22 protein-coding genes are annotated in these 26439 nt (G+C 70.6%); 11 read left to right on the top strand and 11 right to left on the bottom strand.

Features of this window, described 5'->3' with window-relative positions:
- Window positions 1–123: 123 nt before the first annotated feature.
- The 5 genes from JAO81_RS20480 to JAO81_RS20460 are packed head-to-tail and all read right to left on the bottom strand — an operon-like array spanning window position 124 to window position 5582.
- On the bottom strand, window positions 124–1434 hold the full coding sequence (locus JAO81_RS20480; RefSeq protein WP_199549344.1) for a DUF58 domain-containing protein: 1311 nt from the start codon (window positions 1432–1434) through the stop codon (window positions 124–126).
- Window positions 1435–1446: 12 nt separating this feature from the next.
- Window positions 1447–2430 (bottom strand): MoxR family ATPase, encoded by a 984-nt coding sequence (locus tag JAO81_RS20475; RefSeq protein WP_199549343.1) that lies wholly within the window; start codon window positions 2428–2430, stop codon window positions 1447–1449.
- Window positions 2427–3608, bottom strand: coding sequence for a DUF4350 domain-containing protein (locus tag JAO81_RS20470; RefSeq protein WP_199549342.1), 1182 nt, complete (start codon window positions 3606–3608; stop codon window positions 2427–2429). The genes JAO81_RS20475 and JAO81_RS20470 overlap by 4 nt, the downstream gene beginning before the upstream one ends.
- A complete protein-coding gene (locus JAO81_RS20465) occupies window positions 3605–4300 on the bottom strand; it encodes a DUF4129 domain-containing protein (protein WP_199549341.1) in 696 nt (231 codons plus the stop codon). Before JAO81_RS20465 ends, JAO81_RS20470 begins: the two co-directional genes overlap by 4 nt.
- Window positions 4301–4304: 4 nt before the next feature.
- Entirely contained in the window at window positions 4305–5582 is a 1278-nt protein-coding gene (locus tag JAO81_RS20460) for a glycerophosphoryl diester phosphodiesterase membrane domain-containing protein (RefSeq protein WP_199549340.1), read from the bottom strand.
- 149 nt (window positions 5583–5731) lie between these two features.
- On the opposite strand from JAO81_RS20460, the gene mtnA reads away from it, so the two are divergent.
- The 7 genes from mtnA (at window position 5732) to JAO81_RS20425 (ending at window position 14689) form a co-directional block, all read left to right on the top strand.
- Complete coding sequence (gene mtnA, locus JAO81_RS20455; RefSeq protein WP_199549339.1) at window positions 5732–6892, top strand: S-methyl-5-thioribose-1-phosphate isomerase; 1161 nt, start codon at window positions 5732–5734, stop codon at window positions 6890–6892.
- Between the two features lie 162 nt (window positions 6893–7054).
- Window positions 7055–7744, top strand: coding sequence for a two-component system response regulator MtrA (gene mtrA, locus JAO81_RS20450; protein ID WP_199549338.1), 690 nt, complete (start codon window positions 7055–7057; stop codon window positions 7742–7744).
- 1 nt (window position 7745) lies between these two features.
- Window positions 7746–9815 carry an MtrAB system histidine kinase MtrB gene (gene mtrB, locus JAO81_RS20445; RefSeq protein ID WP_199549337.1) on the top strand — a complete coding sequence of 690 codons (2070 nt, stop codon included), beginning with the start codon at window positions 7746–7748 and terminating at the stop codon, window positions 9813–9815.
- Window positions 9816–9897: 82 nt separating this feature from the next.
- Window positions 9898–11676: an LpqB family beta-propeller domain-containing protein gene (locus JAO81_RS20440; protein ID WP_199549348.1), complete on the top strand. Its 1779-nt coding sequence runs from the start codon at window positions 9898–9900 to the stop codon at window positions 11674–11676.
- Window positions 11677–11922: 246 nt separating this feature from the next.
- Window positions 11923–12690 (top strand): ComF family protein, encoded by a 768-nt coding sequence (locus JAO81_RS20435; RefSeq protein WP_199549336.1) that lies wholly within the window; start codon window positions 11923–11925, stop codon window positions 12688–12690.
- A 351-nt stretch (window positions 12691–13041) separates the two neighbouring features.
- Window positions 13042–13740 (top strand): ribosome hibernation-promoting factor, HPF/YfiA family, encoded by a 699-nt coding sequence (gene hpf, locus JAO81_RS43705; RefSeq protein WP_199549335.1) that lies wholly within the window; start codon window positions 13042–13044, stop codon window positions 13738–13740.
- Between the two features lie 187 nt (window positions 13741–13927).
- Window positions 13928–14689: a response regulator transcription factor gene (locus JAO81_RS20425; protein WP_199549334.1), complete on the top strand. Its 762-nt coding sequence runs from the start codon at window positions 13928–13930 to the stop codon at window positions 14687–14689.
- Window positions 14690–14817: 128 nt separating this feature from the next.
- On the opposite strand, the gene JAO81_RS20420 is transcribed toward JAO81_RS20425, so the two are convergent.
- Complete coding sequence (locus JAO81_RS20420) at window positions 14818–16008, bottom strand: winged helix-turn-helix domain-containing protein (RefSeq protein WP_199549333.1); 1191 nt, start codon at window positions 16006–16008, stop codon at window positions 14818–14820.
- Between the two features lie 143 nt (window positions 16009–16151).
- Window positions 16152–16721: a GNAT family N-acetyltransferase gene (locus JAO81_RS20415; RefSeq protein ID WP_199549332.1), complete on the bottom strand. Its 570-nt coding sequence runs from the start codon at window positions 16719–16721 to the stop codon at window positions 16152–16154.
- Between the two features lie 226 nt (window positions 16722–16947).
- Between JAO81_RS20415 and secA the strand changes: the two genes are divergently transcribed.
- Window positions 16948–19809 (top strand): preprotein translocase subunit SecA, encoded by a 2862-nt coding sequence (gene secA / locus JAO81_RS20410; protein WP_199549331.1) that lies wholly within the window; start codon window positions 16948–16950, stop codon window positions 19807–19809.
- Window positions 19810–19955: 146 nt separating this feature from the next.
- Here secA and JAO81_RS20405 read toward each other — a convergent pair whose 3' ends face one another.
- Window positions 19956–20393, bottom strand: a complete 438-nt coding sequence (locus JAO81_RS20405) for an Rv3235 family protein (RefSeq protein ID WP_199549330.1) — start codon at window positions 20391–20393, stop codon at window positions 19956–19958.
- Between the two features lie 299 nt (window positions 20394–20692).
- Here JAO81_RS20405 and JAO81_RS20400 point away from each other — a divergent pair, with 299 nt between their 5' ends.
- Window positions 20693–21199, top strand: a complete 507-nt coding sequence (locus tag JAO81_RS20400) for a hypothetical protein (protein WP_199549329.1) — start codon at window positions 20693–20695, stop codon at window positions 21197–21199.
- 171 nt (window positions 21200–21370) lie between these two features.
- Here JAO81_RS20400 and JAO81_RS20395 read toward each other — a convergent pair whose 3' ends face one another.
- Together JAO81_RS20395 and JAO81_RS20390 are read right to left on the bottom strand one after the other, a co-directional pair.
- Window positions 21371–22048: a CE1759 family FMN reductase gene (locus tag JAO81_RS20395; RefSeq protein ID WP_199549328.1), complete on the bottom strand. Its 678-nt coding sequence runs from the start codon at window positions 22046–22048 to the stop codon at window positions 21371–21373.
- Window positions 22045–23145 (bottom strand): LLM class flavin-dependent oxidoreductase, encoded by a 1101-nt coding sequence (locus JAO81_RS20390; RefSeq protein WP_199549327.1) that lies wholly within the window; start codon window positions 23143–23145, stop codon window positions 22045–22047. Before JAO81_RS20390 ends, JAO81_RS20395 begins: the two co-directional genes overlap by 4 nt.
- Before the next feature lie 127 nt (window positions 23146–23272).
- Here JAO81_RS20390 and JAO81_RS20385 point away from each other — a divergent pair, with 127 nt between their 5' ends.
- Together JAO81_RS20385 and JAO81_RS20380 are read left to right on the top strand one after the other, a co-directional pair.
- A complete protein-coding gene (locus tag JAO81_RS20385) occupies window positions 23273–24739 on the top strand; it encodes a HEAT repeat domain-containing protein (protein WP_199549326.1) in 1467 nt (488 codons plus the stop codon).
- Window positions 24740–24784: 45 nt separating this feature from the next.
- On the top strand, window positions 24785–25444 hold the full coding sequence (locus JAO81_RS20380; RefSeq protein WP_199549325.1) for an HAD family hydrolase: 660 nt from the start codon (window positions 24785–24787) through the stop codon (window positions 25442–25444).
- Between the two features lie 23 nt (window positions 25445–25467).
- Here the strand turns inward: JAO81_RS20380 and JAO81_RS20375 are convergent, their stop codons facing one another.
- Window positions 25468–26034: a DJ-1/PfpI family protein gene (locus tag JAO81_RS20375; protein WP_199549324.1), complete on the bottom strand. Its 567-nt coding sequence runs from the start codon at window positions 26032–26034 to the stop codon at window positions 25468–25470.
- Window positions 26035–26439: the final 405 nt, after the last annotated feature.

Genomic DNA, 26439 nt, shown 5'->3' with positions numbered 1-26439 from the left:
GCGGATGGTACTCCGGGGGGGACCCGGGGGGAGAGTAGGACGCCGCCGAACTAATTGTAGAGAACACCCCTGAGTCATCGACTCGGGGGTTTTCTTGTTTTCAGGGTCCTTTTGAATCCGCTCTTAAAGCCGGCCGGCGGCCTTGAGAGCGAGGTATGCGTCCGCGAGAGCAGGGGCGAGCTCGTCCGGTGCTGCGTCTACCACTGTCACTCCATGGCGGGTGAGCTTCTCCGCTGTACGACGGCGTTCCGCCTGGGCCTGGGCCGCGGACGCCGCTTCGTAGACGCCGTCCACCGTGCCGCGTGCGGTGGCCATCTTCTGGATGCGGGGATCGGCCACGGCGGCGACAACCACTGTGTGGCCCTTGGTCAGCCGGGGGAGTACAGGGAGCAGCCCCTCTTCGACGGGGGCTGCGTCCAAGCTGGTCAAGAGGACGATCAGGGAGCGGCGGGGCGCCGTACTCAATGTGGTCGATGCGAGGCCGCGGGAGTTCGTCTCGACGAGTTCCGGTTCGAGCGTGGCCATCGCGTTCACGAACGACGGGAGGATGTCGCCGGCCGCTTTGCCCTGGACCAGGGCGCGGACGCGTCGGTCGTAGGCGAGGAGGTCCACGCGGTCGCCGGCTCGGGTCGCGAGAGCGGCCAGGAGGAGGGCGGCGTCCATGGCGGCGTCGAGGCGCGGTGCGTCGCCGACGCGGCCGGCCGAGGTGCGGCCGGTGTCCAGGACCAGGAGGATGCGGCGGTCGCGTTCGGGGCGCCAGGTGCGGACGGCCACCGCCGACTGGCGGGCAGTGGCGCGCCAGTCGATGGAACGGGTGTCGTCGCCGGGCACGTACTCCCTGAGGCTGTCGAACTCGGTGCCTTCGCCACGGGTCAACAGGCTGGTGCGGCCGTCCAGTTCACGGAGCCGGGCCAGCTTCGACGGCAGGTGTTTGCGGCTGTGGAAGGGCGGCAGGACGCGAACCGTCCAGGGAACCTTGTGGCTGCCCTGGCGGTTCAGGAGTCCGAGAGGGCCGTATGAGCGGATGGTGATGCGTTCCGCCTCGCGGTCGCCGCGTCGGGTCGGCGTGAGGCGGGTCGTGATGCGGCGGCGCTCACCGGCAGGTGCGTCGACACGATGGCGGGATGCGGCGGTCTCCGTGCCGGGCGTCCAGCTGCTCGGCGGCCAGGCGTCGCGGAGTTGGGCGCGCAGTGGGCGGTGCGACGGGTTCTCGATCGTGAGCGTGATGTCCGCGGTGTCACCTAGTCGAACTGATGTATCACCGGATCGGGTGAAACGGAGCGAACGCACTGGCGCCGCGAGGGCGTAGTCGCACATCATTGCGAGTGCGAGGGGTGAATTGACCGCGATCAGGCCCGTCCAGCTGGGGGCGAGCAGACCTACGGGGATGGAGCCCAGGGCCGCGAGCAGGGCGGCCCGACCGGTGAGTGCCATGGGTCCTCGACCTCAGCGGGGGACGGGGACGTTGGCGAGGATCGCGGTGATGACGGAGTCGGTGGTGACTCCTTCCATCTCTGCCTCCGGGCGGAGCTGGATGCGGTGCCGAAGGGTGGGGAGGGCCAGGGCTTTGACGTCGTCGGGCGTGACGTAATCGCGTCCGGTGAGCCAGGCCCAGGCGCGTGCGGTGGAGAGCAGGGCGGTCGCACCTCGGGGTGAGACACCAAGGGTGAGTGACGGGGATTCGCGGGTGGCACGGCAGATGTCCACCACGTAGCCGGTGATTTCGGGGGAGACAGCTGTCTTGGCCACGGCGGCTCGGGCTGCCTCGAGATCGTCAGGACCGGCCACGGGGCGGAGGCCTGCGGCAGCGAGGTCGCGGGGGTTGAAGCCCTCCGCATGCCGGTTGAGCACGGCGATCTCGTCCTGGCGGGACGGAAGGGGGACGTTCAGTTTGAGCAGGAAGCGGTCGAGCTGCGCTTCCGGGAGGGGGTAAGTGCCTTCGTACTCCACCGGGTTCTGTGTGGCGGCGACGAGGAACGGGTCGGGGAGTGCGCGGGGGGTGCCGTCGACGGTGACCTGGCGTTCCTCCATGGCCTCGAGGAGGGAGGACTGGGTCTTGGGAGGCGTGCGGTTGATCTCGTCGGCGAGCAGGAGGTTGGTGAAGACGGGGCCGGGCTGGAAGGAGAACTCCGCGGTACGGGCGTCGTAGACGAGCGAGCCGGTGACATCGCTTGGCATCAGGTCGGGGGTGAACTGGACGCGCTTGGTGTCGAGTTCGAGAGCCGAGGCAAGGGCGCGTACGAGCAGAGTCTTCGCGACCCCGGGGACGCCTTCGAGCAGGACGTGGCCGCGGCACAGGAGGGCGACCACCAGGCCGGTGACCGCCGGGTCCTGGCCGACCACGGCCTTCGCGATCTCGGCGCGCAGGGCCTCCAGGGAGGCGCGGGCGCGGTCCGCGTTCCCGGGGGTGTCGGAGATCGGGGCGCTCATGAAGTGCGTACCTCTCTTTCGAGGGCGTCGAGTTGGTCGGCGAGGGCGATCAGGGCGGCGTCGTCGCCAGGAGGTGGGCCGAAGAGCAGCGAGTGAAGGTCCCTGGCTCCGTCGGGGAGTTGGGCGGACAGCGCGGGGAGCATCTCCTCCGGGCTGTGGGCGTGGGAGGGCGGGACACCGACGAGAGGAGCAAGACGGGTGAGGGCTGCCGTGCGGAGTGCGCTCGCGGCGCGGTCGCGGGCGTTGCCCTTGCGGTAGAGGCGGGCTCTGCCTTCGACGGCCTCGGAGGCGCGGATGGCCACGGGCAGCCGTTCCGGGATCAGGGGGCCGAGTCGGCGGGCGCGCCAGAGCGCGGCCAGGGCTGCCGCCAGGGCGAGTTGGAGCGTGCCCCAGAGCCAGCCGGAAGGGATCAGGTCGAAGAAACTGCGGTCGCCGCCATCGGTGGCCGCCGCGTCACCCAGGGAGGGGAGGTACCAGACCAGATGCGGGCGGGAACCGAGGAGTTGGAGGGCGAGCGAGGCGTTGCCGCGGTCGTCGAGCAGATCGTTGTAGAGAAAGCGGGGGCCGCCGAGCACCACGGTTTCGCCGTCACCGGTGGGCAGGTGCACCAGCGTGGCCTCGCCGCCCTCCGGGTAGCAGGACGTGGCCTGTTCGGCCGTGGTGGTGTAGCGCATGCCGCCCGTGTCCGCGTCACCGGCGCGGGTGGCCTCCGGGAGCGAACAGGCGGGTCGCAGCGCCGGATCGACGCCCGGCATCGATGCCGTCACGCCGGGTGCGAGCCGGTCGACGGAGGCGGGGCCGGGCGAGAGCAGAAGGGTGCGACCGCCGGAGTTGTGCGTCGCCTCGTACAGCGCTGTCTGCTGCTTTTCCGTGAGGAGGTCGGGGGAGGCGACCAAGAGGGTCGTGTCCGGGCTCGCGGCTTCCGCTGCCGCGTCGGTCGTGGTGACGACGCGGGTGTCGACGCCCCTGTCCTTGAGGAGTTCGGCCACCGCACGGCTGCCGGAGGGGTCGAAGGAGCGCGGGTCGAGGCGGCCGTGCTGCTCGTTCGACTGGACGGCCGCGATGACGACACCGGCGATCAGCAACACGGTGAGCGCGAGCAGCAGTCCGCGGGAGCGGGACCACACTTGGCGGGCGGTGGGGGAGGCCGACGTGGTGGCGTGGGTGGCCTCGGTCATTCGACGGCCCCCTGGGCGGCGGCCCCGCTGAGGGCGGGCCGGGTCTGTTCGAGATCGCGGTCCAGCTCCGTCAGGCGCCGGTACGCGGACTCGTCCGCCGTACGGCCGCCGTATGTGACGTCGTCGAACGGGCGGGCGGGCGCGCGCAGGCGGCCCGTGTGCCCCGGCAGGGCGCGCCCGGCTCCCGCGGCGGCCCCGTCGGCCGTGCGGCCGGGGCGTACGTCGAGGAGGGCCCGTTCCTCGAGGGAGCGGACAACGGCGCGCATGCGTTCCTGTACCGCCTGGGTCCAGTGCTGGGCCGCGGCATGGGCTTCGGCGGCGGCGCGGTGCTCGGCGGCGCTGCGCGGGCCGTCGTCGAACAACTGGGCCGACGTCGTGGGCGAGCGGCGGGGGGTGCCCAGCCGCCACCAGAGGGCGGCCACGAGCAGCAGGACGAACACGAGGATGACGAGCAGGCCGAGCGCACCCCCCGGGGTGGCTCCTGAAGCGGCGCTGAAGAGGTCGCTGATCCACTCCCAGAGGCGATCCAGGATGCGCTCGAACAGGCTCGGATCGTTCTGGTGGTACCGCGGGTCGGACAGTTCGCGCTCGGCGGCCTCCCGGGCCGGATCGCGCGGGATCGTCACCGGCGGTTCCTCACCGGTGAACGGCCGCGGTGCTGCTGTGCGCGTGACTCCCCCCGACACGATCACCGCATCAGCTCCCGGGCTGCTGGCCGGAGGTTCCGGGGCCCGACTGCTGGAGACCGGCCGCGCGGGCGAGCTCCAGGTCGAGGGCCTCGCGACGGATCCGCAGGTCGATGTAGAGCAGCACGCTGACGCCCGCGGTGATCGGGAACGCGAGCATCGAGCCGACGACCGACCCGATGCCGGTGATGATCAGGAAGGTCCAGCCGGCGTCGCCGCCGGCTTCGAGGAAGCCGCCGATGCCTTCGCCGCTCAGGGCCCCTGCCAGGAACGAGAACGGGATGACGATGATCGACACCACGATGTTCACGAGGATCGCGGCGAGCAGCTGAATGCCGAAGACCCGCCACCAGGAGCCGTTCACGAGCTTGGCGGAGCGCGACAGGGACTTGCGGACCGTCTGCTTCTCCAGCATCAGGGCCGGGGAGGAGAGCGAGAAGCGGACAAGGAGCCAGATCGCGACGACCAGCGCGGCGAGGCCACCCAGGACGGCCAGCGTCGCGCCGCCTTCCGAGGAGCCGGCCACGGCCACGAGGATGCCCGGCAGCGTCCCGACCGCGACGATGCCCGCACCGATCAGCGGCAGCAGGAAGGTCAGGCCGAGCAGACGCGGCACCTGAGGCCGGGCGTCGTGCCAGGCCTCGCCGATCGTGACCGACTTACCGAGCACCGCACGGCTGGTGACCATGGTCAGCAGCGCCGTCACGACGAAGGTGGCGAGCAGCGAGAGCAGCAGCAGGACGCCGGAGTCGCGCATGACGGTGCCGGTGGCGCTGAGCAGTTCACTGGCGGTGGCGTTGGGGTCCTCGAGGACCTCCGTGCTGGCGCCGCTGTTCAGGACGAAGCCCTGCAGCAGGATCGCCACGATCTCGGTGATTACCGCCACGGTCAGGGAGATGCCGAGCACGGTGCGCCAGTGCGCGCGCATCGTGGACACCGCGCCGTCGAGGATCTCGCCGACGCCCAGCGGGCGGAGCGGGATGACACCCGGCTTGGCCGCCGCCGGCGGTGCGTTCCAGCCGCCGCCCCAGCCGGGGCCCCGGCCGGGCGGTGCGGTGGGGCCGCCCCACTGCTGAGGTCCGGGCGTGGGCTGCTGACCCGGTACGCCGGGAGCGGACCACTGGCCGGCGGGCGGCTGCTGCTTGGACCACTTGTCCTGGGCGGTGTCCTGCGGGTCTGCGGGCTCGGCGGGGCGGGGCACGGCGTGATCCTCTCCAGAGGGCTGCCCGTCGGGCTGCCCGTCGGAGGGGGCAGATCCGGGCGAGGCCCAGCCCGGAGTGTCGTTCATCGTCGCTCCTTCACGGTGCCCGTCCGCGTGTGCGGCGGCAGGTTGGCAGCCATCGTGCCACGGCATACCCGTTCATGGGCCGGGCAGGCAGGGCACTCCATTGGCTGTGCACCTTCAATTGTCCCTCGGGTACGGGGCAGACTGGACGGATGGCTGATCAGTACGCACCATCCCTCAAGGACGGCCGGCCCGAGTTCATCCCTGCGATCCGGTGGGAGGAGCCACCTGAAGGCCCCGTACTCGTGCTCCTCGATCAGACCCGGCTCCCGGCCGAGGAAGTCGAGTGGGTGTGCACCGACGCCCCCGCTCTCGTGCAGGCGATCCAGTCGCTGGCGGTGCGCGGTGCCCCGGTGCTCGGGATCGCGGGCGCCTACGGAGTGGCGCTGGCCGCGGTGCGCGGCTTCGACGTCGAGGAGGCCGCGCACGCCCTGGCCACCGCGCGGCCCACCGCGGTCAACCTCGCCCGGGGCGTGGAGCGTGCCCGCGCCGCGCATCGGGCGGCGCCCCAGGACGGCGCGGACCAGGCCGAGGCGCCCGCCGCGGCGCCCGCCGAGGCGCGGGCGCTGCACCGTGAGGACGCGGAGGCCTCGCTACGGATGGCGGCGCACGGTCTCGCGCTGCTCGACGAGCTGTTGTCCGGCGGCACGCACCGGATCCTCACGCACTGCAATACGGGGGCGCTGGTCTCCGGCGGTGAGGGCACGGCCTTCGCCGTGGCCCTGGAGGCCCACCGGAGCGGCCGGCTGCGGCGGCTCTGGGTGGACGAGACCCGGCCCCTGCTGCAGGGCGCTCGGCTCACCGCGTACGAAGCGGCGCGCAATGACATGCCGTACACCTTGCTGACCGACAACGCGGCGGGTTCGCTGTTCGCGGCGGGGGAGGTGGACGCGGTGCTGATCGGTGCGGACCGGATCGCGGCGGACGGGGCGGTGGCGAACAAGGTGGGGAGCTATCCGCTCGCCGTGCTGGCCCGCTATCACCATGTGCCGTTCATCGTGGTCGCGCCGCTGAGCACCGTCGACGAGGACACCCCGGACGGGGCGTCGATCGAGGTCGAGCAGCGGGCCGGGCAGGAGGTGACGGAGTTCGCCGCGCCGCAGCTGCCGACGGCCGGTGTCGAGCCCGGCGGCGGGATCCCGGTGGCGCCGCTGGGCACGCAGGCGTACAACCCGGCGTTCGATGTGACACCGGCGGAGCTCGTGACCGCGATCGTCACCGAACATGGTGTGGTGTCCCCGGTCACTGCCGATGCGCTGGCGGAGCTGTGTGCGCGAGGTCTTCGGGAGCAGGAAGAGGTTCCCAAGGGGTGAGGTTTCGGCCGAACTCCGTGGTTCCGGGCGCCGATTCGGCTTACGCGAGGGCTTGTGTGTCGGCGTCCGTGCACAGGGGCAGACAGTGACTGCTCCGGGCGACTAGCGTCACGAGCCCGTGACCTACCTCACCAGGGCCTACTCCGCCGTTACAAGAATGGGATGATGTCGTCTATGAAGGGACGAGTCCTTGTCGTCGACGACGACACCGCGCTGGCCGAGATGCTCGGCATTGTGCTGCGTGGAGAAGGTTTTGAGCCGTCGTTCGTAGCTGACGGAGACAAGGCGCTGGCTGCCTTCAGGGAGGCCAAGCCCGATCTGGTGCTGCTCGACCTGATGCTGCCCGGCCGGGACGGTATCGAGGTCTGCCGTCTCATCCGGGCCGAGTCCGGCGTGCCGATCGTGATGCTCACCGCCAAGAGCGACACCGTGGATGTGGTGGTCGGGCTCGAATCGGGCGCGGACGACTACATCGTGAAGCCGTTCAAGCCGAAGGAGCTCGTGGCCCGTATCCGGGCGCGGCTGCGGAGGTCCGAGGAGCCCGCACCGGAGCAGCTGACCATCGGTGACCTCGTCATCGACGTGGCCGGTCACTCGGTGAAGCGGGACGGCTCCTCGATCGCGCTGACGCCGCTCGAGTTCGACCTCCTGGTCGCGCTTGCCCGTAAGCCGTGGCAGGTGTTCACCCGTGAGGTGCTGCTCGAGCAGGTGTGGGGCTACCGGCATGCGGCGGACACACGTCTGGTCAATGTGCATGTGCAGCGGTTGCGTTCGAAGGTCGAGAAGGACCCCGAGCGCCCCGAGATCGTGGTGACCGTGCGCGGCGTCGGCTACAAGGCCGGACCGAGCTGAGGTGCCCGGGGACAGTGCCGCTTCGGCGTCCGGGCAGCAGGGCCGGCGTCCGGAGCGGCCGCTGGGCCCCGGCGGGCGCACGTCCCTGATCGGGCGGTTCCGCAGGGGCGGACTGCTGCTCCAGGACGGGGTGCAGAGCAGCCTCTTCCTGCGGCTTTTCACGCGCTGGGTGCGGCGACCGCTGCTGCCGGTGATGCGGCTGTGGCGGCGCAACATCCAGTTGAGGGTGGTCGCCAGCACCCTGCTGATGTCCATCGTCGTGGTGCTCGTGCTCGGCTTCGTGGTCATCAGCCAGGTGAGCAACGGGCTGCTCGAGGCCAAGAAGAATGCCGCGCAGATCCAGGCCACCGGCGGGTTCAAGGTGGCGGAGGGCCTCGCCGGTGCGTCCAGGGGCGACGGCTCGGAGGGTGCGACGCGCGGCTCGGGCGGGGAGGCCAACGCATGGCTGACCGACACCGTGTACCAACTGGCCAGCGGTGGGCAGAACGCCTTCCACGTCCTGGCCATCGCGTCGAGCGCGGGCGGTGGTTCGGGAAGCAACCGGTTGCCGCGTTCCTCCGGCGATGTCTCCACCGAGACGGTCCCTGACGCCCTGCGGCAGCAGATCGACAAGCATTCGAGCGCTTTCCAGAGCTTCTCCACCGTGGTCTACACCCCGAAGGCCGGGCACGCCCCCGAGCCCGGGCTCGTCATCGGCAAGCGACTCGACGACGTCGAGGGAAATCCGTACCAGCTCTACTACGTCTTCCCGCTGGCGCAGGAAGAGGAGTCCCTGACCCTGGTCAAGGGCACTCTCGCGACAGCCGGTCTGTTCGTCGTGGTGCTGCTCGGCGCCATCGCGTGGCTGGTGGTGCGCCAGGTCGTGACGCCGGTGCGGATGGCCGCCGGGATCGCCGAGCGGCTCTCGGCCGGGCGTCTGCAGGAGCGGATGAAGGTCACCGGCGAGGACGACATCGCGCGCCTCGGCGAGGCCTTCAACAAGATGGCGCAGAGCCTCCAGTTGAAGATCCAGCAGCTCGAGGACCTCTCGCGGATGCAGCGCCGCTTCGTCTCCGACGTCTCGCACGAACTGCGCACTCCGCTGACGACCGTCCGTATGGCCGCCGATGTCATCCATGAGGCGCGCGTCGACTTCGACCCGGTGACCTCGCGCTCCGCCGAGCTGCTCACCGATCAGCTCGACCGGTTCGAATCGCTGCTCGCCGATCTGCTGGAGATCAGCCGCTTCGACGCCGGCGCGGCCGCGCTCGAGGCCGAGCCGATAGATCTGCGTGAGGTCGTACGGAGGGTCGTCGGCGGCGCCGAACCGCTGGCCGAGCGCAAGGGCAGCCGGGTCCGGATCGTCGGCGACAGCCAGCCGGTGATAGCGGAGGCGGATGCCCGCCGTGTCGAGCGCGTCCTGCGCAACCTCGTGGTCAACGCGGTGGAGCACGGCGACGGCAAGGACGTCGTGGTGCGGCTGGCCTCGGCCGGCGGCGCCGTGGCGGTGGCCGTGCGCGACTACGGTGTGGGGCTCAAGCCGGGTGAGGCGACCCGGGTGTTCAACCGTTTCTGGCGCGCCGATCCGGCTCGTGCCCGCACCACGGGCGGTACCGGACTCGGCCTGTCGATCGCCCTCGAGGACGCCCGGCTGCACGGCGGCTGGCTGCAGGCGTGGGGTGAGCCTGGCGGCGGTTCGCAGTTCCGGATGACGCTGCCGCGCACCGCGGACGAGCCGCTGCGCGGATCGCCCATACCCCTGGAGCCGGAGGACTCGCGCCGCAATCGTGGTCTCAGCGAGGCGGGGCTGCCCTCGGGCGGCCAGAGCAAGCGCGCGACGGTTCCGGCCCAGGCCGCCCAGGAGCGCGTACCGGGGCCGATACCCTCCGCCGCGTCCGTACCCCCGAGGGGGCACAGTTCCGTCGATCCGACGGCGCTGCCCGGCAACGGCGCGCGTGTCGTGCCGCGTCCGACGCGCAGCCGGGACGACGAGCCCGGCGAACTTCCCGTACGGGAAGGGCCGCAGGTGTCCCGGGAAGCGGACGTGGCGGACGAAGGCGTGACCGAAGGGGAGGGCAGGCGTGGGCGCTGAACGTGTGGGGCGCGGGCGGCTGTTGGGCCGCAAGGTCGCGCTGCTCGGCTGTGGCGGTGTGCTGCTCGCCGGCTGTGCGTCGATGCCCAGCAACGGCGAGCCCGAGCCGGTCGACGCGTCGCCGAACGAACCGCGGGTCCGGGTCTTCGCGGCGCCGCCCAAGGACAACGCCAAGCCCGGGGAGATCCTCGACGGGTTCCTCGAGACGCTGACGGGCGATGACCCCGATTACTCGATCGCGCGCAAGTACCTCACCGCCGAAGCGGCGAAGAGCTGGAATCCGGAGAGTTTGACGACGGTTCTCGAGGACGGACCGAAGGCGTCGTCGCTGAGCCCCGTGCAGGAGCTGGAGACCGCGGAGAGCTACGGCTACGAGCTGGACGGCAATGCGGTGGCGACGATCGACGCCGACCAGGCGTATCAGCCGGAGGCCAAGCGGTACAGCGAGTCCATCCAGCTCGTGAAGGAAGGCGGGAAGGCCGGCGGGAAGACGGGCGGCCAGTGGCGGATCTCCAAGCCGCCGGTCGGCGTGGTGCTCGGCGAGACCGATTTCCAGCGCCTCTACAAACCGGTCAACAAGTACTACTACGCGTCGGACATGGCGCGCGGCGACGATGAGCAGCCGCAGCCGGCGCCGCTCGTGGCCGACCCCGTCTACGTGCGCGGCGATCAGGAGCCGCCGCTGGCCGAGGTGGTCAAGGCGCTCCTCGCCGGGCCCACCAGCTGGCTCGATCCCGTGGTCTCGTCGCGGTTCCCGAGCGATACGACCCTGCGCAAGGGCACGAAGGAACTCACGCCGGACGACCAGAAGCGGCTGCGGGTGCCGCTCAGCAGCAAGGCCGACAACATCAAGCCGGACCTCTGCAAGAAGATGGCCGCCCAGATCTACTTCACGCTGAACGATCTGACCAAGCCGTCCGGGATCGAGCAGGTGGAGCTGCTGCGTTCGGACGGGGAGTCCTCGCTCTGTCTGCTCGACGAGGGCGGGGCCAAAGCCCTCGCGCCCAATCCGGCGGGGCAGCCCGAGTTCCAGTACTTCATCGACAAGAAGCACCAGTTGGTACGGATGCCGAAGAGCAGTCCCGTGACCGACACGGTGCACGGTGCGATCGGCTCGGGGGAGCAGGAGCTGCGTTCGGCCGCCGTCTCGCGTGACGAGGATTGGGCCGCGGGGGTGTCCAGGGACGGGAGTTCGCTGTTCGTGGGCACCATGCTCGAAGGCGCTTCTCTGGACAAGGCCAAGGTGACCAGCAAGGCGTCCAAGGAGGACGAGCGTCTCACACCGCCCAGTTGGGACGGGCGCGGCGATCTGTGGGTGGCCGACCAGGACCCCAAGAACCCGCGGCTGCTGTGGCTGGACAAGGGGCGGGGCGAGCCGGTCGAGGTCACGTTCGACCGGCAGCTGGGGGCCGACGGCGAAGGCCGGATCAAGGCGGTACGGGTGGCGGCCGACGGGGTGCGGATCGCGCTGCTCGTCGAGCAGGACGGCAAGACCGGGCTGCGGATCGGCCGTGTCCTGCGCACGACGTCCGGGGGCAAGCAGGAGCTCTCCGTCACCGAACTGCGGCCCGCCGCACCCAAGATGGAGGTCACCGCCATGTCCTGGGCCGGCGGCAGCCGGCTGCTCGTGGTGGGCAAGGAGGCCGGCGGGGTGCAGCAGATGCGGTTCGTGCAGAGCGACGGCTCGTTGCCGGACGAGCCCGCGCTGCCGGGTCTGAACGGCGTGACCGCGGTCGCGGCCTCCGAGAACGAGCAGTTGGCGCTCGTCGCGCACTCCGAGGACGGCATCGTGCGGCGTGCCGAGGGCGAGGACTGGAAGCTGGTGGTCAAGGAGGGGGCTGCTCCGGTCTATCCGGGGTGAGCTCCGGTCTGCCCGGGGTGGGCTCCGGTCCATCCGGGGTCAGGGTCCCGGGAATCGCCCAGGGTGAGCATCCACGGAATCGCCCGGAACGGGCATCCACGGAATCACCCGGGATGAGCTGCCGCGGGCCGGGTAGGCGGGGGTCAACCTCCCGTTCACCGCGGGGAGTTGTCCACAGCCCCGTCACGTTCCGTGCAGTTATCCACAGGGCTGGTCGGACGTCTTCCTCCTTGGCACAGTGGGGACATGCGGGGGTGGTGGCAGGACTTCACCGACCTGGTGCTGCCGGCCGACTGCGGTGGCTGCGGTCGCGCCCGTACGGCGCTGTGCGACCCCTGTCGCGGAGCGCTGTACGGAGCCGCTCCGCGGCGGGTGCGCCCGATGCCCGCGCCGCCGGGGCTGCCCGCCGTGCACGCGGCGGCGCCCTACGCGGACGCGGTGCGCGCGGTCCTGCTCGCACACAAGGAGCGAGGTGCTCTGGCCCTGGCGGGAGCTCTGGGCGAGGCGCTGGCGCGTGCGGTGTGCGCGGGAGCGGATGCGTATCCGGACGGCGGGCCGCTGCTGCTCGTCCCGGTGCCGTCGGCGCGGCGGGCCACGGCGGCGCGTGGGCATGATCCGGTGCGCCGGATCGCCTTGGCGGCGACGCGTGCGCTGCGGCGTGACGGGGTACCTGCGCGGGTGCTGCCCGTGCTGCGGCAGCGGCGGGAGGTGGCGGACCAGTCGGGGCTCGACGCGCGACGGAGGCTGATGAACCTGACGGGTGCACTGCACGTTGTTCCGGGTAGGGAACGGTTGTTGACGGCGGGACGGGTGGTGCTGGTGGACGACCTCATGACGACCGGCGCTTCGCTGACCGAGGCGGCCCGTGCATTGCGTGCCGCGGCGCCGGCGGAAAGGGCGGTGCGCGCGCCGGGAGCGGAAAGCCCGGGGAGCGCGGGAAGCGGGGGAAAACTTCGAACACAGGCCGCGGTCGTTGCCGCTTCACCGGATTCTTTCGAAATAAACCGGAACTGACTGGGAACTTGCATCGTTGCAGGTAGTGAGAGTGCGCTTTCACCTGAACGGAGGTACGCGGCAGTAGAGGGTGACGACATCCGTCCGGGCGAGATATGTTCGGTTGTGAGGACTCCGGAGAAGCTTCCAAGAACCTTTCCGGGAAGTACGCCTCGTATATCCGAATGCCGCGCTGCCGTGATTGCCGAGGGGTTTCGGCAATCACCCGTAAGCGGTGGGGTGGAGATCTTGTCCACGGGGGAGGAGGAGGTGGAAGTCACCGAGTCCGAGGCTCCGGGGCTCACCGGAGTCTGGTGCAAAAGGGAGATGCTCCGCCTGTAGGAGCGGAGCTATCCGGGAACGGAGTTCTGCGTGGACATCGTCGTCAAGGGCCGCAAGACCGAGGTGCCCGAGCGGTTCCGCAAGCACGTGGCCGAGAAGCTGAAGCTGGAGAAGATCCAGAAGCTCGATGGCAAGGTGATCAGCCTCGACGTCGAGGTGTCCAAGGAGCCCAACCCCCGTCAGGCCGACCGCAGCGACCGGGTGGAGATCACACTCCGTTCGCGTGGGCCGGTGATCCGGGCAGAGGCATCCGCGAGCGACCCCTATGCGGCGCTGGACCTGGCCCAGGAGAAGCTGGAAGCCCGGCTGCGCAAGCAGCACAGCAAGCGCTCCTCCCGGCGTGGCAACGGCAGGCTGTCGGCGGCCGAGGTGGCCGACCGCGTCCCGGGCGCCGCGACGCTCAACGGGGACGGCACGCCGGCCGAGGACGCGTCGGACGAGGTGCCGACCAAGCGCATCGGCTCTCTGGAGATCCAGGGCGAAGGGCCGCTGGTGGTCCGCGAGAAGACCCACGTGGCCGCCCCGATGTCGCTCGACCAGGCGCTCTACGAGATGGAGCTGGTCGGGCACGACTTCTATCTGTTCGTCGACTCCGAGACCAAGGAACCGAGCGTCGTCTACCGGCGGCACGCCTACGACTACGGCGTCATCCACCTGAACACGGACCCGATGGTGGCCAAGGCCGACGCGGACGGGTCGCCCGGTGCGGGCGGTGCGCTCGGCGGCTGATGTGCCGCGATGATCCCACCGTCGGTGCCCCCGGGGACGTGTATGCGCCCCCGGGGGCACCGGTGTGCGACCCCTTGGGGCACTGCACCGACGTCCCGGCATGAAATCATGGGCCCGCAGACCAACCCGCTTACTGCCGAAGCGGGTTGGCGGACCACACAGGCCTCGGCCTTCAGGGGGAGGAACGATGGCGGACAGTTTCGGACCGATGCGTGACGAGGATGCCGTTGACGGCGTCCGCGTCGGAGCGGGCATCGGCCAGGACGCCGACCTGGACGCCGCGCGCAAGGAACCGATCAGGGTGCTCGTCGTGGACGACCACGCCTTGTTCCGCAGGGGTCTCGAGATCGTCCTCGCCCAGGAGGAGGACATTCAGGTGGTCGGTGAGGCCGGGGACGGGGCGGAGGCCGTGGACAAGGCCGCCGACCTGCTGCCCGACATCGTGCTCATGGATGTACGGATGCCCAAGCGTGGCGGCATCGAGGCCTGCACCTCGATCAAGGAGGTGGCCCCCAGCGCGAAGATCATCATGCTGACGATCAGTGACGAAGAGGCCGATCTCTACGATGCGATCAAGGCCGGCGCCACCGGCTATCTGCTCAAGGAGATCTCCACCGACGAGGTCGCCACGGCCATTCGCGCGGTGGCGGACGGGCAGTCGCAGATCAGTCCGTCGATGGCCTCGAAGCTGCTCACCGAGTTCAAGTCGATGATCCAGCGCACCGACGAGCGCCGGCTCGTGCCCGCGCCACGCCTCACCGACCGCGAGCTGGAAGTCCTGAAGCTGGTGGCGACCGGGATGAACAACCGGGACATCGCCAAGGAGCTCTTCATCTCCGAGAACACCGTGAAGAACCACGTGCGCAACATCCTGGAGAAGCTGCAGCTGCACTCCCGGATGGAGGCCGTGGTGTACGCGATGCGGGAGAAGATCCTCGAGATCCGGTGAGGCCCCGGACCGTCCGGTGAGGTCCCGGATCGTCCGGTGAGCCCCAAGACCATTCAGTGAGGCCCCGGACCACCCGGTGAAACCCCGGGACGGCGCCCACACGGTGAGCCCCGGCCGGGGTGCGCCCGTTACGCGGTGAGTGCCTTCACCGCCGCCGTCAGCGGCGCCTGCAGCTCGACGGGCGTCACCTTCTCCACCCGTACGGAAGTGCAGCCCACCCAGCCCGCGGCCTCCACCAGGGCCGAGGCCATCGGCTCCACCGCCTTCGCGGTGTCGAGCGAGGCGTGCCGGGCCACGAGTGTGCTGCCCTCGCGCGCCGGGTCCACCCGGCCGAGCAGCCGTCCTCCGGAGAGCAGCGGCATGGCGAAGTAGCCGTACACCCGCTTCGGCTTGGGTACATAGGCCTCGAGGCGGTGCGTGAAGCCGAAGATCCGCTCGGTGCGCGCCCGCTCCCAGATCAGTGAGTCGAAGGGCGAGAGCAGCGTCGTACGGTGCCGTCCGCGCGGCGGCGAGGCCAGCGCCGCCGGGTCCGCCCAGGCGGGCTTGCCCCAGCCCTCGACCTCCACCGGGACCAGACCCGAGTCCTCGATCACCGCGTCGAACTGCTCGCTCTTGAGCCGGTGGTAGTCGGCGATGTCCGCGCGGGTGCCCACCCCCAGCGCCTCGCCGGACTGCCGGACCAGACGGCGCAGGCACTCGGCGTCGTCGAGGTCGTCATGGAGCAGCGGGTCGGGAATGGCGCGCTCCGCCAGGTCGTACACCCGCTTCCAGCCTCGCCGCTCGGTGCACACCACCTCTCCGTGCATCAGCGCGCGCTCCACGGCGATCTTGGAGTCGGACCAGTCCCACCACTCGCCCTTGTTCTTGGCGCCGCCCAACTCCGTTGCCGTGAGCGGACCTTCGGCCCGCAGCTGCTTGATGACCTGCTCGTACGCACCGTCGGCCAGCTGGTGGTTCCAGTGCGGCCGGCTGCGGTACGCGCGGCGGCGGAAGGCGAAGAGCGGCCACTCCTCGACGGGCAGGATGCAGGCCGCGTGCGACCAGTACTCGAAGGCGTGCGGCCGGCCCGAGGGGCCCGGCGTCCAGTACGCGTCCTCGACCTTCTTGCGGCCGACGGCGCCGAGCCGTGCGTACGGAATCAGCTCATGGGAGCGGGCGAGCACCGAGATCGTGTCGAGCTGGACCGACCCCAGGTGCCGCAGCACCCCGCGCACTCCCGCGCGACGGTCGGGCGCGCCGAGGAACCCCTGGGCGCGCAGGGCGATACGGCGGGCGTCGTCGGCGGAGAGCGTGAGCGTCGCGGCGGGCGTGGAGGTCATGCCCATACCGTACGAGCTGCCACTGACAACTGGCTTCGCGGCCAGGCCCGTTGTCAGTGCCCGGCGATAGCCTGAGAAGGGCTTCGGCCCCCGGGCGGGAGGGGACTGTCCGGGCTGCGATCGGTGGCCCCGGACCGCGGAGTTCAGCCCTCGGCCGGAAGGTACGGGTCCTTCGTCGGCAGTCCGATGTCGCTCGGCAGCAGCGAGGCGACCCAGGCGTCGCGGCGGGTGCCCTTGTTCAGCAGGCCCGAACGCAGCGTGCCCTCCAGCCGGAAGCCGGCCTTCTCGGCGACCGCCCGCGAGGCGTGATTGCCGACCTCGGCCTTCCACTCGATGCGGTCGGCGCCCAGCTCCTCGAAGCCCCAGCGCGTCACCGCGCGCACGGCCTCGGTCATATAGCCCTGGCCGCGGTGCTCCTTGACCGCCCAGAAGCCGATCTCGCGGGCGTTGCCGACGCGCTCCATCAGACCGGTCACCGCCACCAGCCGGCCCTGCTTGTCGAGTACGGCGAAGCAGTACTCCTTGCCGCTGACCCAGGCCTCAGGGGCTATCGTCCCGGCGAAGCTCTCCGCGTCCTCGCGGCGGTACGGCGTGGGCGTGGTCGTCCAGCGTCCGACCTCGGGGTCCTGGCAGGCCGCGTACACCGCGTCGATGTCCTGTGGGCCGAGCGGGCGGATGGTCAGGCGGCCGGTGGTGAGGGTGACGGGGTCCATTGCCGGATTCTCCGGGTGAGGGCTCTCTCTTTGCCAGGGATTTTCGCGGGGAGCGGAGGGAGCGCGGCACCTTCCGGGGCCCCTGTCCGTTGGACCTGATGGTGGACCTCCCGAGGCGGCGGGCTCCTCGCATACGATGGCCGTTGCGGTGGGGTGCCCCTGCCGTGGCCGCACCACCACAAAACGACCGCCCCAGGCCGCCCGACCGGCAAGGAGACCAACCCTCGTGTCCGTCTTCAACAAGCTCATGCGTGCAGGCGAAGGAAAGATCCTGCGCAAGCTGCACCGCATTGCGGACCAGGTCAACTCCATCGAAGAGGACTTCGAAGGCCTCTCCGACGCCGAGCTGCGTGCGCTCACCCAGGAGTACAAGGAGCGCTACCAGGAGTACGTCGACAGCGAGGGCAAGTCGGGCGACAGCCTCGACGACCTGCTGCCGGAAGCCTTCGCCACGGTCCGCGAGGCCGCCAAGCGCGTCCTGGGCCAGCGTCACTACGACGTACAGATCATGGGTGGCGCCGCCCTGCACATGGGCTACGTCGCGGAGATGAAGACCGGTGAGGGCAAGACCCTCGTCGGCACGCTGCCCACCTACCTCAATGCCCTGTCCGGCAAGGGCGTTCACCTGATCACGGTGAACGACTACCTGGCCGAGCGCGACTCCGAGATGATGGGCCGCGTCCACAAGTTCCTGGGCCTCGAAGTCGGCTGCATCCTGGCCAACATGACGCCGGCCCAGCGCCGTCAGCAGTACGCCTGCGACATCACGTACGGCACGAACAACGAGTTCGGCTTCGACTACCTGCGCGACAACATGGCGTGGTCGCAGGAGGAGCTGGTCCAGCGGGGCCACAACTTCGCCGTGGTCGACGAGGTCGACTCCATCCTCGTCGACGAGGCCCGTACGCCGCTGATCATCTCCGGCCCGGCCGACCAGGCCACCAAGTGGTACGGCGACTTCGCCAAGCTGGTCCAGCGCCTGAAGAAGGGCGAGGCAGGCCAGCCGCTCAAGGGCATCGAGGAGACCGGCGACTACGACGTCGACGAGAAGAAGCGCACCGTCGGCATCCACGAGTCCGGTGTCGCCAAGGTCGAGGACTGGCTGGGCATCGACAACCTCTACGAGTCGGTGAACACCCCGCTCGTCGGCTACTTGAACAACGCCATCAAGGCCAAGGAACTGTTCAAGAAGGACAAGGACTACGTCGTCATCGACGGCGAAGTCATGATCGTCGACGAGCACACCGGCCGTATCCTCGCCGGCCGCCGCTACAACGAGGGCATGCACCAGGCGATCGAGGCGAAGGAAGGGGTGGACATCAAGGACGAGAACCAGACGCTCGCCACGATCACCCTGCAGAACTTCTTCCGCCTCTACAAGCGCGACGACTACGACAGCGGCCTGTCCGGCATGACCGGTACGGCGATGACCGAGGCCGCCGAGTTCCAGCAGATCTACAAGCTGGGCGTCGTGCCGATCCCGACCAACCGCCCCATGGTCCGCATGGACCAGTCGGACCTGATCTACCGCACGGAGAAGGCGAAGTTCGACGCGGTCGTCGACGACATCGCCGAGAAGCACGAGAAGGGCCAGCCGATCCTGGTCGGCACCGTCTCGGTCGAGAAGTCCGAGTACCTCTCGCAGCAGCTCTCCAAGCGGGGCATCCCGCACGAGGTGCTCAACGCCAAGCAGCACGACCGTGAGGCGATCATCGTCGCCCAGGCCGGCCGCAAGGGCGCCGTCACGGTCGCGACCAACATGGCCGGCCGTGGTACCGACATCAAGCTCGGCGGCAACCCCGAGGACCTCGCCGAGGCCGAGCTGCGCCAGCAGGGCCTCGACCCCGAGGAGCACATCGAGGAGTGGGCGGCCGCGCTGCCCGCCGCGATGGAGCGTGCCGAGCAGGCGGTCAAGGACGAGCACGACGAGGTCACCGACCTCGGCGGTCTCTACGTCCTCGGTACGGAGCGGCACGAGTCCCGCCGTATCGACAACCAGCTGCGCGGTCGTTCCGGCCGACAGGGCGACCCGGGCGAGTCCCGCTTCTACCTGTCCCTCGGCGACGACCTGATGCGCCTGTTCAAGGCGCAGATGGTCGAGCGCGTGATGGCCATGGCCAACGTGCCGGACGATGTGCCGATCGAGAACAAGATGGTCACCCGCGCCATCGCCTCCGCGCAGTCGCAGGTCGAGCAGCAGAACTTCGAGACGCGTAAGAACGTTCTGAAGTACGACGAGGTGCTCAACCGCCAGCGCGAGGTCATCTACGGCGAGCGCCGGCGCGTCCTCGAAGGTGAGGACCTGCACGAGCAGATCCGCCACTTCATGGACGACACCATCGACGCCTACATCGCGGCCGAGACCGCCGAGGGCTTCGCCGAGGACTGGGACCTCGACCGGCTGTGGGGCGCCTTCAAGCAGCTCTACCCGGTGAAGGTCACGGTCGAGGAGCTCGAGGAGGAGGCCGGTGACCGCGCCGGTCTGACCGCCGAGTTCATCTCCGAGGCGATCAAGGAGGACATCCACGCGCAGTACGACGCGCGCGAGGAGCAGCTCGGCTCGGACATCATGCGTGAGCTGGAGCGGCGCGTCGTCCTGTCGGTCCTGGACCGCAAGTGGCGCGAGCACCTCTACGAGATGGACTACCTCCAGGAGGGCATCGGCCTGCGCGCGATGGCGCAGAAGGACCCCCTGGTCGAGTACCAGCGCGAGGGCTTCGACATGTTCACCGCCATGATGGACGGGATCAAGGAGGAGTCCGTCGGCTATCTGTTCAACCTGGAGGTCCAGGTCGAGCAGCAGGTCGAGGAGGTCCCGGTCGAGGACGCGAAGCCGTCCCTCGACAAGGAGGACGCCGTGCCGGCGGGTACCTCCCGTCCGGAGATCCGCGCCAAGGGCCTGGAGGCCCCGCAGCGCCGTGGCGGGCTGCACTTCTCGGCGCCGACCGTCGACGGTGAGGGCGGCGTCGTCGAGGGCGACCTGGTCGACGACGGTCCGGGCGGACCGGTCCGGTCCGCTGCGGACGGGATGACGCGGGCGGAGCGCCGCAAGGCGCAGAAGGGCGGCGCCCGCCGCCGCAAGAAGTAGCTTTCGCTGTACGTGACCGGGGTCCCGCAATTGCGCGGGGCCCCGGTTTTCGTATGGTCCCGGGTTTCGGGGCCCCGGTTCCGTAGGTGCTGCCCGGTTCCGTATCCGTTGCCCGGTTCCGTAGGCGGGGTGCTTACACGCGGTGCTTACGCGGGAGCCCCGACCTCGACGGCGGCGCACTTCCAGCGGCGGTCCGGTCCCTGCTCCAGGCGGAAGGCCATGGCCCTGAGCTGGTCGCCGGCGGCGATGCGGGCGAAGGCTTCGATCACGCCGTCCTCGGGGCGGTGCTCACCGCAGTCGCGGATGACGGGACGGGTGCCGCGGGTGCGCAGCGGGGTGCGCGGAGCGAGCCGTGCGAGCTGCTCGTAGGCGTCGCCCACGGTGTGGCTGAGCATCCAGTGCACGGGGCGGTGGCCGCTGAGGACGGCCAGGAGCCGTTCGGCGAACCAGTAGCGGATGACTGTCGGGCGCTGCTGGACGGGTACGCGGCGGGGCTCCCCCGGGCGGCGCGGGTCGCGGCGCGAGGCGGGACCGCGGGGTGCCGGGCTGCGGCGGGAGGTCGGGCGGGTGCTGCGTACGGTCATGGCAAGGTCCCCGTTCTGCCTGGTCGGGTGTGGTTACCCGGCGGTAGCTGCTGGGGTTCTTGTACGGGCAGGGCGGGCGCGGTCGCAAGGCCGGGCGGGCGTGTGCCGGGGTGGCGGGGGAGTTCACCTATCAGGGTGGCCACGCCCTGTGGGGGCGGGCCGGGCGAGGTCCGAGATGGGCGTCTGGTTGACGGTTCGCGATGTCCGGGCGGCAGCTCGAAAGGGGACTCCCGCACGTATCCTGAAGGCCCTCCCACCTGACGTGGAAGCTCCATCCCGATGACGAAAGCGGCGGATACATGCGTGTCTACGTCCCCCTGACACTTGCCGGTCTCGTGCAGGCACACAAGGCGGCCGAGCTCGGACCGGGACCGCTGACGGCGTACGCGGTGACGCCGGCGCTGCGGGAGTGGTACGTCTCCGACGACATCGAGGAGCTGGAGTACGCGGCGCTCAGCAGGGCCGCGGCGGCGTCCCTGCGGCAGCTGGCCGGGGACCCCACGGCCGTGCCGCGCCGGGTCGTGGTGGCCCTCGACGTACCGGACACCGACGCGGCCGTGGACCCCGACCGCGGGCTCGACCCCGGGGCGCTCGGCGAGGTCCGGCTGGCCAAGGCCGTACCGCTCGCGAAGGCCGCGGCCGTCCATGTCGACGCGGACGAGGCGGTGGCGGACATCGCCGCCGCGGCTTCGGCGCTGGGGGCGGCGGATCTCGGCGACGACGACGCCCAGTTCACCGTGGACGGCGCCGAGGACCACGAACTGCTGTGGTTCGCGACCCAGGAGATCCCGAACCTGATCGGCTGAGCTTCGTCCGTACGCGTGGAGCCCTCGCCCGTACGTGGAAGGACCTCGTCCGTACGAAATCGAGCTCTCGACCGTACGCAACCGAGTCCTCGTCCGTAGGCGTCGAGCCCTCGTCCGTTCGCGTACGGGCAGCTGAGCCGTGGGCGGAGCGCCGGCTGGTCCGAGCGCCGGCTAGTCCGTCGGGCGCAGCGCCGCCAGCCGCTGCGCGAAGGGGACGACCTCGAACCCGTCCGTCGGGTCCACCGAGGTGATCGCGCCGTGCAGCGAACGGGGCGCGATCGCAGCGGTGGTGTCGACGTCCGGTGCGGTCGCGGTCGCGGTCGCGGACGTTCCGGACGCGGACGGCGCCATGAAGCGCGCCAGCTCCCGGCCCGCCCGGGTGATCCGCTGTGCGAGGCCCTCCTCGCCCCAGTCCTCGGATGCGGCGTACACGGCGGTCGGCAGGACGAGGGCGCGCAGGTAGGTGAAGAGCGGGCGCAGCGCGTGCTCGGTGACCAGCGAGTGACGTGCGGTGCCGCCGGTCGCGGCGGCGAGCACCGGCTTGCCGGTCAGGGCGTCCTTGTCGATGACGTGGAAGAACGACTTGAACAGACCGCTGTACGCCGCGGCGAAGACGGGCGTGACCGCGACCAGACCGTCGGCCGCCGCCACCGCGTCGAGCGCGGCGGCGAGCCGGGCGGGCGGGAAGCCCGTGACGAAGTGCTGGGCGATCTCCGTGGCGAGGTCCCGCAGTTCGATCACCTCGACCTCGGCGTCCACCTGCTCCAGGGCCGCCGCCGCGAGGCGGTCGGCGAGCAGCCGGGTGGACGACGGGGAGCTCAGGCCCGCCGAGACGACGACGAGCTTCATGCGTGCGTGCCTTCCTTGTTCTCGGCGGCCGCGCGGGCCACACGGGCGGCGTGGGTGGGGGCGTCGGGGACGTTCGCCGGCTTGAGGTTCGCGAACTCCTTGCGCAGGACGGGGACGACCTCCTCGCCGAGCAGGTCGAGCTGCTCCAGGACGGTCTTCAGGGGCAGGCCCGCGTGGTCGATCAGGAACAGTTGGCGCTGGTAGTCGCCGACATAGTCGCGGAAGGACAGGGTCCGCTCGATGACTTCCTGCGGGGAGCCGACGGTCAGCGGGGTCTGCGAGGTGAACTCCTCCAGGGACGGGCCGTGTCCGTACACCGGTGCGTTGTCGAAGTACGGGCGGAACTCCCGTACGGCGTCCTGGGAGTTCTTGCGCAGGAACACCTGGCCGCCGAGCCCGACGATCGCCTGCTCCGGGGTGCCGTGTCCGTAGTGGGCGTAGCGCTGCCGGTAGAGATTCACCATCTGCTTCGTGTGGGACGCCGGCCAGAAGATGTTGTTGTGGAAGAAGCCGTCGCCGTAGTACGCGGCCTGCTCGGCGATCTCCGGGGAGCGGATGGAGCCGTGCCACACGAACGGTGCGACGCCGTCGAGCGGGCGGGGCGTGGAGGTGAAGGACTGCAGCGGCGTACGGAACTTGCCCCTCCAGGTCACCACGTCCTCGTCCCACAGGCGGCGCAGGAGGGCGTAGTTCTCGACGGCGAGGTCGATGCCGTCGCGGATGTCCTTGCCGAACCACGGGTAGACCGGGCCGGTGTTGCCGCGGCCCATCATCACGTCGACCCGGCCGTCCGCGATGTGCTGGAGCATCGCGAAGTCCTCGGCGATCTTCACCGGATCGTTGGTGGTGATGAGGGTGGTGGAGGTGGACAGGATCAGGTGCTCGGTGCGGGCGGCGAGGTAGCCGAGCATCGTCGTCGGCGAGGACGGGACGAACGGCGGGTTGTGGTGCTCGCCGGTCGCGAAGACGTCGAGGCCGACCTCCTCCGCCTTGAGCGCGATGGCCAGCATCGCCTTGATCCGCTCGTGCTCGGTGGGGGCGCGACCGGTCGTCGGGTCGACCGTGACGTCGCCGACGGTGAAGATCCCGAACTGCATGGCTGCTCACCTTCACTGGTTGTTTATGATTCAACTATATCAGCCGAACGGAGCGGCGGGTGCGGCTATTCCCCGGGCTCTCCCGGTGCCGGCGGCAGTGTCAGTGGGTCTGGCTAGGGTGCGCGCCATGGATCCGAGCGCCGCCGAGGCGGACACCCCGATCGCCGTCGAGCACGCCGCCCGTGCCCTGTCGGGTACCTGGAACGAGAGCCGGGAGGGCAGGGACGCCCTCGTGGCGCGCGGGGCGGACGCGGTCGGACCTGTCCTCGCGCTCCTCCTCGACGAGCGGGCGCCGGTGGAGTGGCGGTTGGCCCAGGACGTTCTGCAGAGGATCGGGGAGCCGGCGCTGGTGCCGCTGGTGCGGGTCCTGGAGGAGGCCGGATCGCGGGAGGCCGGAAGGCGGGAGGCCGGAACGGGGGAGGCCGGGGCGCAGGAGATCGAGCTCCGGTCCGGCGCCACCCTGAGCGGCCTGCGGGGGGCCGATCCGGGTGCCTACGAACCCCTGCTGCGCCACCCGCGTCCGCGTGTGCGGTCCGCCGCCCTGTCCTTCTTCCAGGGGCCGGCCGCCGCGGACCGGGTCGACCGGCTCGTTCCCCTGCTGGGTGATCCGGATCCGGAGGTGCGGCGGCAGGCGCTGCGGACGGTCGAGGCGGCCCGCGCCGCGGCGGTGCCGCGCCTGCGCGCCCTGCGCTCCGGGGCCGCCCCCGGCCGCTGGATCCGCGCGGGCGCGCTGGAGGCGCTCGCCGGCATAGCCGGCCCGGCGGGGCTCGACGGCCGAGACCTGGCTGCGTGGCGACGGCTGACCCGCATCAAGCAACGGGAGGAGATCCCGTACGGGCTGCACCTGTGCGGCAGTTGGTACGCCGTGGCGACCGCGGACCGGGACGCGGTGCTCGCGGCTTTCGACCTGAGCGATCCGGAGCCGGTCACGCTGCGCACGGGTGAGGCGGCCTGGAACCGCGACCATCACTCCTGGGACCGCACCTCCGCCCACGCCACGTGCGCCCGGCGCTTCGTCAGCCCGGTCCTGCACAGTGCGGACGGCACTGCGTGGACGCTGGTCTTCGGGCACACCTCCCAGGACGATCACCGCATCGAGGAGGACGACGACAGCGAGCGTGCGCACGACGTCGTGGTGCGCGAGCGGTGCACGGAGTTGAGCCGCCGCTTCGGAGTCGCGCACGCGTACGGGATGAGCTGCGGCGACGGGTGGACCATGTGGTGCATCGCCGAGGGCGGTGAGGTGGCGCGGCACTACGACGCGTACGCGGTGCACGAGGGGGAGGGCGCGGGCGTCGTCGGTCCCGCGCACCCGGCCGAGGACGGTTATCTCCTGCCGCACGAGGACGGGTTTCCCGACGATGCCTTCGACGGTGTGGAGCTCTCGGACCCCGAGGCGTTCCTGGCCCGCTACACGCAGGTCAAGAAGGAGCTCGGCATCCCTGACACCTGCTACGCCGCCGACATCGCGGCCCGCCTCTCCGTCGACCCGTCAGCCCTCGGCCCCGCGACCCGCCGCTCTGGTCCCGCGCTCCTCGCCCTGACCGCGTGCGGCCGCGGGCATGGTCACCCGGCGGGTGCCCTGCCTGCGTGAGGGCCTGCGGGGCAGGCTGTCGGTGGGAGTGGGTACCGTCGAGGCATGGGGAAGCAAGCACACATCGTCTGGGACTGGAACGGGACGCTGTTCCACGACATCGACGCCGTCATCCAGGCCACCAACGCCTCGTTCGCCGAGATCGGGCTCGCGCCGATCACGCTGGAGCGGTACCGGGAGCTTTACTGCGTGCCCGTGCCCAAGTTCTACGAGCGCCTGATGGGGCGGCTGCCGACCGCCGAGGAGTGGGTCGTCATGGATGAGGCCTTCCATCGGCACTACTGGGCGTTCGCCGAGTCATCCGGTCTCGCGGAGGGGGCGTCCCGGCTCCTCGCCGAGTGGCAGTCGGCCGGGCTGACGCAGTCGATGTGCTCGCTCGCCCCGCATGAGCGGCTGCTGCCGATCGTCCGTACCCACGGGATCGAGGAGCGGTTCGTGCGGGTCGACGGGCGCGTGGGGGACTCCACGGAGGGCAAGGCGCTGCAGATGGCGCGCCATCTGGCGGCGCTGCCCGGGGTCGATCCCGGGCGGGCCGTGGTGATCGGTGACGCGGTCGATGACGCGTTGGCCGCCGCGCATGTGGGCGCCCTTGCCGTGCTGTACACCGGGGGGTCGCACAGCAGGGCCAGCCTGGCCGTGGCGGGGGTGCCCGTGGTCGACACCCTGGCGGACGCGGTGGCCGAGGCGGAGCGGCTGGCGGCGTAGCCCCGCCCCGGTGTGCCGGACGGTCAGGTGACCGGCGCCTTCGCCCGCAGCACCGTGAGGAACTCGCGCATCCAGCGGGAGTGATCCGGCCAAGCACGCGCCGACACCAGCGTGCCGTCGACCACGGCCTCCGCGTCCTGGAAGGTCGCGCCGGCCGACTGCATGTCCAGCTCGAGGGCCGGATACGCCGTGACCCGGCGGCCGCTCAGGCCCCCGATCGCCGCCGTGAGCAGAGGGCCGTGGCAGATCTGGGCCACCGGCTTGTCCGTGTCGAAGAAGGTCTTGATGATCTTCCGGAGTTCCGGGTCGTTGCGCAGGTACTCGGGTGCACGGCCGCCCGGGATCACCAGCGCCACGTACTGCCCGGGGTCGACCTCCGAGAAGGCGAGGTCGGCCGGCCAGGTGTAGCCCGGCTTCTCCGTGTACGTGTCGAAGCCCGGCTCGAAGTCATGCACCACGAACTGGAGCTTCTTGCGGGCCGGCGCCGCGATGTGCACGTCGTAGCCCTCTTCGCGCAGCCGCTGGTAGGGGTAGAGGACCTCCAGGGATTCTGCCGCGTCACCCGTCACGATCAGGATCTTTGCTGACATCGCCGCTCCCGCTCCCCATGAGATGTGGACCCCGGGCGCCCGGTGGGACGGCCGGGCCGTCCCGGCCAACGTGCCCCCGCGGCGGGCGTTTGCCAAGAGGGGCCGTCACAGAAACGGCCCGATACGCCCCTTCCGTACCCCACGTCGCTGTCCGGAACGTCAAAGTTCACCCCCAGCTTTTGTGCCCATACGGCACATGCCGGTCCCGGGGGAGAGGGCGATAGCCTGTAGGGCGTGATCAGTGCGATAAGCCGCGGGGGCATCGGAGCCCCCTGCCTTCGCCCGGCCGACCGCCGGGCGCGGGAGGCCGCTGAGATCTCGTTCCGGGGCGCGCCAGTGACATTGGCCGATTACGCCCCTCGCTCTCCCGATTGCGGCATACCGTCGACAGCGACCCCCACCCCG

This window comes from Streptomyces sp. N35 (assembly GCF_016464295.1).
Lineage (GTDB): Bacteria > Actinomycetota > Actinomycetes > Streptomycetales > Streptomycetaceae > Streptomyces.
This window is presented reverse-complemented; position numbering and strand designations above follow the sequence as displayed.